Annotated in this window: 7 protein-coding genes and 1 pseudogene; all 8 read right to left on the bottom strand. The window is 32.8% G+C overall.

Translation table 11 applies throughout. The features are described 5' to 3' along the window. A pseudogene (locus KTHG_RS12060) lies at positions 1-442 on the bottom strand (transposase); the annotation flags it as partial. A gap of 105 nt (positions 443-547) precedes the next feature. After that, positions 548-1405, bottom strand: a complete 858-nt coding sequence (locus KTHG_RS12055) for a hypothetical protein (RefSeq protein ID WP_139993861.1) — start codon at positions 1403-1405, stop codon at positions 548-550. Between the two features lie 14 nt (positions 1406-1419). After that, entirely contained in the window at positions 1420-1560 is a 141-nt protein-coding gene (locus KTHG_RS21260) for a hypothetical protein (protein WP_186439581.1), read from the bottom strand. Beyond that, entirely contained in the window at positions 1560-1853 is a 294-nt protein-coding gene (locus KTHG_RS12050) for a hypothetical protein (RefSeq protein ID WP_139993860.1), read from the bottom strand. The genes KTHG_RS21260 and KTHG_RS12050 overlap by 1 nt, the downstream gene beginning before the upstream one ends. Positions 1854-2262: 409 nt before the next feature. After that, complete coding sequence (locus tag KTHG_RS12045) at positions 2263-6792, bottom strand: sacsin N-terminal ATP-binding-like domain-containing protein (protein ID WP_139993858.1); 4530 nt, start codon at positions 6790-6792, stop codon at positions 2263-2265. 3 nt (positions 6793-6795) lie between these two features. Beyond that, the gene (locus tag KTHG_RS12040) at positions 6796-9885 is read right to left on the bottom strand and encodes a DEAD/DEAH box helicase (RefSeq protein WP_139993856.1); all 3090 of its coding nucleotides are present in this window, start codon (positions 9883-9885) and stop codon (positions 6796-6798) included. Positions 9886-10003: 118 nt separating this feature from the next. Beyond that, a complete protein-coding gene (locus KTHG_RS12035) occupies positions 10004-10216 on the bottom strand; it encodes a YdbC family protein (protein WP_139993854.1) in 213 nt (70 codons plus the stop codon). 11 nt (positions 10217-10227) lie between these two features. After that, positions 10228-11315, bottom strand: a 1088-nt coding sequence (locus KTHG_RS12030) for a restriction endonuclease (protein ID WP_483299890.1), incomplete at its 5' end; no start/stop codon positions are given.

The following is an 11315-nucleotide window of genomic DNA, read 5'->3' as shown; positions in this document are numbered from 1 at the left end:
CCTGAATAAAGATGCGACAGCTGGCGATTGTGATATGCTTCGACCTCATCATTCATCGCCTGTGTCATATTCGAAACTGTCTGCGGTGAATAGTGATGCCCAATCTCCGTCATTGTAATCCCTTTTTGAAACAAGTGAATGATAGTGTTTTCAAGCGTATCGTTCGAGCGTTTATACGGCGCAATGGTCTGTTGACGAAAATCGCCATTGCGATCACGCGGAATTTCGAGCTTTAAGTCGCCATACTCGGTGTGCAGCGTGCGCTCGTACACACCATTTCGTGAGTTACCAGAATGCGGTCGTATTTTTCATAGTTCAAAAACGCCGTTAACTCCTGCGCTAACAGTGTATTAACCGCTTTTTCAAGATGACTGCGAAAAACTTCACTGATATTGCCATTTTGCGCTAGCGTTTGAATGATTTCTGTCGTAAACTTATCCATAGGAAGACCCTCTTTCTAGAATTGGTTGTCGTGACTTTATTCTACCAAGAATTGGGTCTTCTTTTTTTATGGATTTTTTTCATTTACACAAAATATTTTACGCTCTCAATAATATACATCCGATTCAAATTTCTTTGCATTATAATCATAGTAATACGAACAATCGTATTGTTCATTATCATAAGCAGCCATTGAAATTTTTCTTAATATACAAGGAATACATACTCCACATTGCCCTTCATGTACTTTTAATACATCCGATCTTCCAGCTCCACATGTGAATGAATCTTTAATTACATTTTTAAAATCTAAATCCATATCGTTTATCGATTCACCTTTGGTTTTATAGATAAAAAGATGTTCAATTTTTATATTCATGCATAAATCATTTAATAAATCATTAAACTCAAATAGGGTTTTAGGATGCGTTGTCTTTGTTGTAAACCGGCCATAGAGGCTCGGATTTAATGTTAAAACTCCATTTTCATACAAGTTTACCTGATTAGATTTATTATAATGGGCCTTAGCTACTGCCAAAGTAAAGTAAAGTAATGAACGAGTTGCTTGCGTATAGTGCAGTTTCTTTTCAACAGGCTTTTCTATCAAAACAATTTCAGGAGTCGTACTTAGTTTTGTTCTGTAAAAATTAGCTAGAACCCTTTGGTTGGTTGCTTCTTCCCGTTTATTAAGAAATCCTATATAGTTGCTTGCAATCCCATTTTTGAAGTTATAATAAGCACCTGTTAAAGAATCTAATCCACCTGAAAATAAGCTAACAATCCGTTGATTTGGACTATCTAATGACAATTTCAACTGCCCTTCTCTTTTTTCAATTACATCTTCATTAAACATTCTAAAAGAAACTTGATAATCCTCACTTGAGACCCATTTTAATAAGTGCTTAATTTTCCCAATCAAACCTTCCCATATTTCAAGTTGAAAAACGGGTATTTCAATAGCCAACTTTGTTTTTCTTGCTATAATTGATACATCCGCACAATAAATGGCCCCATTACGGTAACTAAATCAACAACTGTTTTATCTTTTTCATTAGAATAATCAATTTCAAAATCTGGCATCAATTGAATGTGTAAATTTTCGTTTACTAAACTATTCATTAGAACTCACCAAATGATACATTATTAGCTGCTTCAACAATTGTTTTTAGTACTTGTTTAAACTCTATTTCTTTTGCAATATATTGCTTAATTTTATTTTTCGTTTCATTATCTATAACTTGGTTTGCAACATTATTAACCATCGAACTTATGTCATCGTAATCCAATTCATCATATACTTCTTTTAATGTGTCATGTAACTCACCTATTAGGATTTGTTTAACCACATTGAATAATAGTTTTTCTATAAAATTATTTAAATTTAAATCCTCATTCTTTAAGCAGTCTGTCATTGTAATTTTAAAAACACATTGAACTCACTACTGAATTTCAAACACATACAATCCAAGGGTAATATTCTATTACTGGATATTTTCATATTTCTATTCCATCTTATATATTTTCAGATTGTTAATCAGCCAACTCGATTAAGTTCTTCTACTGCAAAGATTAATTAAAAACCTTAACATAGAAATCCATTAGATAAACGCTTCTAAACCGTATTTTCCTTTCACACGATTGGCTTCCTCTTTTGGCTTATAAAACCATTCACAATATACGTTTTTAATTCATATGCTCCCTTAACTCCAACAAATATAGAACCATTTAAGAAAGCTACCACCTGTAAAATACAGACAGCAGCTTCAGCAAGAGGCATTTTCTAAATGCCCTTTGCAAAGGATAAATTTAAAGTATTATTTACTATTCTTCCAAATCAATAAGCATTGCAAAATAATTTAAATGCTGTTGTGAAATGACAATTGTATTTGTTTCACCATTTATCACACTTGGAATCTCATAAAAATCTCCATTATATTGCTCTAATTCTTGCGGTGCTGTCTCTTGTAGTAAAAATGCTTTTGCTTCTTCGATTATTGAGGTTAAATCTAAATCTTGTCCATGTTTCATAAGTGCATGACAGTTCGGACAAAGTCCCAGAATATTGAACGGCTGATCATGCCATGCATGCCCCTCTTTATGTTCGATTAAGCGGAAGATTTCAAAATAATATTGATTAGGACTAACTTTTAAACGTGTAGTACAAACTTGACAACGGCCACCATATTCCTGTAATAAATATTTTTTGGGATCTGGTGAAGTATTATCTACCCATCTAATATTAGATTTTAATTTCTTCGCTCTTTCTCTTATTTCTTTCTTCACAGGACCTATTTTTAAATTGGCTGTTGTTTGTTTCTTTAAAATTGACACGCTTGCTAAATGCTGCCCCGGATCAGTTGCCATTTTCCAAGGCTCATAAGTAGCCGCGATTTCATTGTTTGTATTTCGTTTTAAAGCGCTACTTACTAAAGTGGCTATATCATGAACAGTTTTTTCTACTACTGGCTTTTTTACTACCTGCTCATCATTCACAGGCGCTCCGTTAACTGTAGTGGAATTGTTTTTCCTAACAATTTCTTTTTCAGGTGTAATCCCCTGATCGAAAATAGCATCTTCACCTTCTACACCTTCTAGTTCTTCATTAATTGCTATCTTTATTTTCGAATCTTTAGCCTGTTTTGATTCATGTTTTTTTATCTCTTCATAATAAAATTTATAATCCCTTAATGTACTTTTGAATGGTGCAAATTCAAGATAGGCAATCCATTGTGCCGCGATTTCAAATAAGGGTATATCTTGTTGAACATAAAAAATCTTTTCTCGGTTATCGTATAACGGTAAATTACTCTCTATCTCATATTCAAATATTTTCTTTGTAATTTCATCAGTAAAATGAATCATATCGATTATTTCTTCCACTTGGCCATATGAATCCATCAATCGTTTTAAACGCATTGATTCATTCACTTCTAACTCATCTGATTGGGCATGGAATAATTGTATTATTAGCGATTTTTCTTCTTGCGTTAGGGGCCAAGAATTCTTTACTGATACTTTGCCGTACTCTTCAATATTTTTAAAAGAAAATTCATTTGCAATCGTTTTATAAATAGATGCTTTCTGTGAATCACATTGTATATGAATGACTGAAAAATCTTGATTTAATACATGCTCATATAACTCGGTATTATTGATAACATAATTTATTTGTTTTAGACCCTTTTTACTCTTTTTTATATTCAATTGATCGGCTAGTAATATTACTTGATCTTCTTTACCTAAATATTCAAATTGCTTAAATACATGATTGATTATACGATTTCGTTCTTCTGCTAAAAGTGACTCTTCTAAATAAAATTCTTCTAAGCTTCCCAATAATGGTAATATTTCTGAATCCATTTGAAGTTGTAATTTTTCGCCTAATAATCTTCCGATAGAACCATACTGTTTTTCAATATATGGCGTTTGTTCATTAATTTCTGCACCCAGTCTAAATTCAAAAACCGACTTCAAAGTGCCTGTATTTTTATCAATAATTTTTAACTCTGTTAAGTCTATTTGAGTGTTCAATAATTCATAAGTAGCTGCTATCAAGTTATCTAGCTCATCTGCATTTGCTTGTCGCCACATATCATTGACTTCGTTAATTGTAAGAGGACTCACTTTCAATGAATTTAAATAAAACTCATGATATTGCGATGAACTTTCCTGTACAATCTCCCAAATATTTAACGCTTGATCTAACCCTCTTACATTTTTAAGTCGATATGCTTTTGTTGCCCTAGTAAGTCTACCGTCTATTGTAGTTAAAGGAATATAATAGCGATCTAAACCCCCCCATAAATTATCTTCTAATAACAATTCTTTTTCATTTCTTTGTCTATGATAAAGTGTTTTTAAATACCCTAACGGTGTTGGTTTGTAATACGTACTACTATCAATGTTTCCTAATTGGTTCAAATAATTCACTTGCCAAGCTTGATACAAACGCTTTTCAATTTCAATTGTGGCCTTCTCATTTTTAAATAAATCTTTTGTTGCTTGATCCAATACAACTGTTTGTAATACTATCGTATTTCTACCTGTATAATCCTGTTTATTTTTCTCTGTCCACGATTGAAAGCGCTCTGGCTCATAATATCTAAAGTCTGCTGCTGTATCATATTTCTTTTCTTTAAAAAAGAATTGTGGGCTATTGGCGATTCCACATGCAACTAAAAAATCACGAATTTCAATAAAGTATTGCGTTAAACGTTCGCCACTTTGTTCAATTTTCGCGCCAGATGAATACCATTCTTCCGGTAATAAAAATTCCTTTAAGCCAGAATTATTATAAGCGTCGTCGCCCTGTTTCAATTGGAGTTTAATAGGTAGTATTACATTTGAAAGTTTGTTTAATTTATTCTCTAGAACTGGAACCATCATTTCACGTAATTCTGCAAGTGTCTTTAAATAGTTTTCATCTTTTGTATTCTTTTTCGCACGATATGATTCAAATATTGTAAACAATACTTGTAAGCGATTTTTTACAATTGTACTTGTCCATTTCACTGGTTTTCCAACTAAGTACGGAATTTGAATTGAACGTAAAACTGTGTCCTCATTTAATTCTTCTATTTGTAGCGTTTTTAATAGTAATCGTAACGCTTCATTTCGCTTTCCAATCATTTTTTGTTCAGCTTCTTCAGTTGTAGAAGGTTGCATCGTATAGTTAAAATCAACAATTGAAATTTCTTTAATTAAATGTAAACCATGATTTCTTCTCATTCTATTTGATAACCAAAAACATTTCTCAGGGTTAACTAATTTAGATATAGATTTGAATCCATTATGTTCAATTGGGAAAATTACTGCTCTTTTTAAATTTTCTTTCACAATGGTCCAAGAAGAATAATGACAAATTTGTTCATATATTTTTTGATAAAGCTGGGTCAATAAAATATCATCTTTTAAAATTTTTTTATCTAGTATTTTATGTTCTAAAATACTAGCGACCTCTGAAATATTGACCTCTCTTATACCGTAAGTTCCCCAAACATGAATCCAACGCTCAGTTTTTTGCCAAACTTCTTTTATAAAATGCCTATAAACTTTCTTTTGAGCGTGCTCTAACAAAGTAGGGTCCAATTTAAACATTTGATGCCACATGTTTGAAGCCTGTAACGCTCTTGAAGGCGTTACCCAATTTGATTCGCTTTTTATCCATTCAGTTTCTTTTAGTAATTCAATAAAATGTTGGATCACTGGAGCTAATTGTGAATCACCTTTATTTACAGGAATATAATCAGGAAATGCATTCTGCAACATTGGATATAATCGAACTTCTAAATATGCTTTTTGTAAAAATGACGGCAACTGTGCTAATAAATATTTATTCCACTCATTTGCTTCTGGATCATGTAACCGCTCCCGATCTGCTTTTAAATGACCGTCCACTTGTAAAAATATAGGTACAGGTAGCGTTATCTCGGTAGGAAGATAGCAAAATAAGCGACCTTGGTTAATACCAAGATTATGTGCATCAAGCAGCACTGCTAGCTTTACTGTTCGCTTCAATGGATGATCTGCTGTTAAACGTTCCCAGCGTGACTTAACTAACTCTGGTGAAAATTCTATTTCATCTTCGTAAATTAAGTATTTTCGTTCTATTTCAGACGGTGTTGCCTTTAAAATAAGTAAATTTGAATTTGGCCCTTTTTCAATGTTTAATGTGTATACAGCTTCTTTGTCTTTCCTACAATCACTGAAAGTAAAATGACGTAGTTTTTGTAAAAATAGAAACGATTCTAAACGCACTGATAATAGTTTTTTCAATTCATTGGCAATCATTTCAATACTCGTCTCATCTTTAAAAAACACTTTAATTTCTGTTCCATTAGCGTTTCCTTCGCCCACTAAACTGGTTGGAACGATATATGACTCAGTATCTAGTCTAAAATTCCAGGGTCCACTATAAATATGCACCTCTTTTGCAAGTGCAAATACAGATTTAAAGCCAATCCCCTTCTCTCCGATAAAAGAATTTGCACCCAGTTTGCTTGTAGTTTTCGTTGAGCCACCCGTATCTGTGATAGCGAAAATATCTTCCATACTAAACCCTATTTCATTATAGGAAATTGAAAAATAATTTTTATAAATACGAAAATGTATGGTTGGATTTTCTTCATAAATAGCATCGTCTGCATTTTGAATAAGCTCTAGTAAAAAGTGCTTTCTATCCTCATAAGTAGTATCTGATAAAACTTTTAACGAATTCATATAACCAGGTACACGACTTTCGAATTCCCTTAATGTTTTTAAGTAGCCTAGAGCCTCTTTACCTGGTTTAGCTTTAAAAAATTGTTCTTTCAATGCCACCAATTTAGCTTCGAATTCTGCTGGATTTTGCACGTTTTATTCTCCCTTCACAATAAGTTCAATTAATCCAATTAATTGAGTTGTATATGCAATTTGTTGATTGCTTTTAAGTGATAGAATTTTTTCTTTTGCTCTATTTTTTTCATTCTCAATTTGGCCATTTAACATTCTTAAATAACGATCATCTGCTCTACCGCTCACTAAATAATTATTTAAGGTTTGTTCTAAACGACTAACTCGTGTTCTACTACCTAATTCAATCGCTTGAATACGAGTTTCAATTAAGATTGACTGTTCAAATTGCAACTCTTCAAGATAGTTACTCATAAATTCTTCTATAACGAACTGTCCTTCTTCAATGGCTTCATCATGCGTGAAGAAATGGATACCCTTATTTTCTATTTCTATAAAATTAGAAAACTGCTTACTAAACTCTAAATACTCTACATTTATAGCCTCTCCTGAATCTTGACAAACTGGGACAATTGCAAGATGATTTAATTCATGAACACCACTTACTTCTATATTAAAAATCGGCAAACAATATTTACCCGCCTGTAGATTTATAGCATCTGAAGATACCGCAAATCTAAATACTCGATATAACGCAGCCATATTTTCTAATTCTGTTAATACAAAGCGAATCCATAAACCTGTAATTGGAATAAACACATCGGTCAATTCATTATAAGAACTACCGTTAAACTGAAAAATTTGCTTCTTCCTTTTTAAAATTGTGGCCATTTCCTCTAGATGCCCCTCATTCCCAGGTTTTCTTAAAAACGTATTTAAACGCTCGGTTATAGTTGCCGGCATTATAAACTGAATACGTTGCTCATCTAACCATTCAAATTCAATATTATTTAAAGTCAGAAAAATCGCTGTAATATTCGCTGAATCCTTTGGGGTTAAAAAATCATTTTGCTTCACTAAACCACTAATTATGGAATTGAACGAATCATCTCCATATAAATCACTTCTTTGCAAATCGAACTGTTCTTTTTCTAGTTTCGCCTTTTCAACTGCTAACATTAATGTTTTAACCTTCTCTTGCTGTTGGGTCTCCGTTAAAGTCCCCTTAATCAAATCCTGTTGTAAATCTTCAATTTCTTTCCCTATAATCGGCTCAAACATTCCAATACTTTCATGGATTAAGTTAACCCGTTCATAAAGCAACTCATAAATGCGTTCATCTACTGTATTTGCAAGGTACATATTAGCGATGAATACTTTTTCTGCTTGCTGACCAAAACGATCAATACGCCCAATTCGTTGTTCAACCTTCATTGGATTATATGGTAAATCATAATTTAACATTGCCTGACAAAATTGAAAATCTAGCCCTTCACCTCCAACATCACTAGCTAATAACACATCAAACTTTTTTTGCTTAAACTCTTCAATAATTTCATATCGACCTAGCTGACTTTGCGTATTAGCTAACGGTGTTTTACCAGTAATAGCACCAACTGAAAAGCCATCTGCTTCTAATCGTTTACGTAAATAATCAATTGTTTTAGTGAAAAATGAGAAGATAATAATTTGTTTATTATCTAACACATTAAATAGCTGTTTAATAGTTGAATGTAGTTTTTCATATTTTGAATCTGTGGATAAAGCATCGATTTTCTTACAAATCTCATTTGAATATGTTTTTAAATGCTCTGGTAACTGGATAAATTCTAAATCGGCGTCATCTTCTACCTCTTCAAATGTGTCATTATTATATGAACTGTTTACTAACAAACCTTTATTTAAGTATTCTTTCATTGCTGGTAAACAACTTGTCGCCATTCGTCTAGGTAGATTCGTCACAAATCCGAGAGCAGTTAAATTACCACCACTAAATTGATATTGCTCCGTCGCAAATTTTATTATTTCTTCATACACTTCATTCTCTTGTGGCGTTAGTTCAACCGGTACTTTGATTGCATCTCTTATGACAAGTTGTTCAAATGCTTCTTTTTTCAGTGTTCTTGTAAAACTCACCTCTAAAGGATTAAATAACTTTAAAATTCGTTCGTATTGTGCCAACTCTTTTGGCTTTAATGCTTCTTCCTGATTTAATTTATCCATCAAATTTTGCATATGTTCATGCTTCATAAAAAAACCATTCATTTTTTTATCTATTTCTAACATTTGTGTTTTCATCTTTGAAAAATGAGCAGTATCATTTAAAAGTAGATTTTGAATAAAACGATTTAACATTTTAACAGGCTCAATTAACGCTGAAAATGACTGTATATCTGGGTATAAATATGGATTTAAAATATGCATCAACTGAAATAAATCTTCATCTTTTAAATTTAGGGGCGTTGCTGATAGCATGATCAACATCTCGCTCAACGTACTCACGAGGTGACCTAAACGATTACTGTTTGTACCAGCATTTCTCATATGATGTGCTTCGTCTATAATCGCTAACGACCAAACAGCTTCTTGTTGCTGACTATTCAATTCATCTAATTGCTCTAGCATTTCCTCACTTCGTAGCATTTGCATACTTACAATATGAAACATTTGATGTGGCTGAAGCTGATTTGTTTGAATATTGTTCAACAAAAGTTTAAAACTTTCTTTGTTATGTAGTTGGAAAGTCAAATTAAAGCGATCCCGCATTTCTTTTTGCCATTTTGGTCCTAGAATATTTGGACAAACGACGATAACCGGCTTTTCCCACCGAATTTTTTTACGTGCTAGCATTTCTGTAATAATAATGCCACTTTCTATCGTTTTACCAACCCCTACTTCATCTGCAATAAATAACCTTTCCATTGATTGACCTTGTAAAAATTTGAGTAACGGTTTGAATTGAAATGGATTAAAAACTGTTTTACTGTTTAAATAACTATAAATATTCCCCTCATATGGCTTCTTGAGGCGTGTCCATGTTTGAAAAACTTCATAATCAAGCAAATTCCCATATCTTGCCTCTTCTAGTTCTTTATAAATTAAAGCCTCTTCATTTTCGTATAATTCGAAAAATTTAGATTGCATTGCTTTAGTCATTCCATCAACTAACACTTTATATAACGTTTGTCCATGTCTTTCTTTAATTTCTATTACAACACCAATTTGTTGGGTAGTTATTAGTTTAACTTGGCTGCCAACCTCTATCTTCAACATACTTCACACCTTTATTTAATGACTATAGTTCTAATACTCTTAACTTAATTATATAATAATATTTGTAAAATAAAAGCACACTGACATAAATCAGCATGCTTTATAAAACCATATTTCATTAATCTTTCAATAATGCTTTTAATACTTTAAATTCCGCCTCCGAAAGTGTTATACCCTTCCCCATCTTCTCACGGTTTGGCGCCCATTCACGAACATCGTACTTTGGCGCGGCACCGTTCCAGCTAACTAGGTTTAGTTCCTTTTTCCAGCCTTTTGCTGATTCGGATAACACACCGATGTGTTCTACTACTTCGTATTTGATTTCAGCCATCTTTACACCCCTTAGTACACTTCTTGTAATTGTGTTGCTTTTTTGAATGTAATACCTGTTTCAATCGCTTTGAAATGCTTTTCACCACAACGAATTTTGGCTAGTTCTGTCGGGCGTAAATCTTCTGATGCAATGCTACCTTTTGTTTCGACGATGAAGTACAAATGGTCTTTGCCATCCTTCTCAAGTGCTAATGCCCAGTCTGGATTATACATACCAAGTGGTGTTTTGATTTTGAATTCAGCAGGAAGCTTAATATAAAATTTCACGTTCGTATCTTTTTCACATGCTTCTGCGAATTCTCTTTCAACTGTAGAATCGACAATAATATGATTGTATGGTGAACGGTTATTGCTTACTGGTACAATACTGTCACTATACGTTTCAATTTCTTCTTTAATAAACAATGACTGGTCATATACTTCTTCGCCTACGATTTTTTCGTATTTGATGCCATCGACCATCGCCATTCGTTTAGCTGCGTTAATAATACGAGCAGCTTCCATCATGTATGTTTGTGGATTGCGTTTGAAATCTGTTAGCGTATCGCTTTCTTTTAAAATCGCGATTAATGTCTTACGCTTTAACTTTGTTTCATTTTGCAAGTACGTTAAAATATCTGGTGCTTTTTCATATTCATGTTCCGTCGTCTTAAAGACAGTTGCTTCTTCTTTAACAGCTGATATACCTGCCTCAGTCGTCTCAATTTTGTGACGCTCATATTCAAGCTTATTAATTCGAACGACTAATTCATCGTTTAATTTTTGAGCCGCTTGTTTAATAAAGCTATTTGTATCCAATTGAATTGTATAATTCGTTTTGTACTTAATACGCTCCCAAAGCTCTAAAAACGGCCCAGACAGCGCTTCTTTATTGAGTTTAACGCTTTCTTTTTTGTCATTATCTTTAATTTCGATTTTTTCTACATTGAATTTCAGTTCAATCGCTTCGATAATTTTTTCTTTCATATCTGGCGCAAGCTGTTTAAACTCTTCTGGAATTTCAAATGTTTCATCTTTAATCGCTTTTGCAAGTGCAACGGTTCCTTTATTTTTCGCATCAATGTATTCATTCTCTTTTAAATACTTGACGAGCTTTT

It is taken from the genome of Kurthia sp. Dielmo, from assembly GCF_000307285.2.
GTDB classification, from domain to species: Bacteria; Bacillota; Bacilli; order Bacillales_A; family Planococcaceae; genus Kurthia; species Kurthia populi.
This window is presented reverse-complemented; position numbering and strand designations above follow the sequence as displayed.

What these genes read in the sequence shown, in the direction of transcription:
- KTHG_RS21260 (WP_186439581.1), bottom strand. Translation starts at nt 1,560, where the DNA reads ATGAATAGTTTAGTAAACGAAAATTTACACATTCAATTGATGCCAGAT.
- KTHG_RS12050 (WP_139993860.1), bottom strand. Translation starts at nt 1,853, where the DNA reads ATGACAGACTGCTTAAAGAATGAGGATTTAAATTTAAATAATTTTATA.
- KTHG_RS12040 (WP_139993856.1), bottom strand. Translation starts at nt 9,885, where the DNA reads ATGTTGAAGATAGAGGTTGGCAGCCAAGTTAAACTAATAACTACCCAA.
- KTHG_RS12035 (WP_139993854.1), bottom strand. Translation starts at nt 10,216, where the DNA reads ATGGCTGAAATCAAATACGAAGTAGTAGAACACATCGGTGTGTTATCC.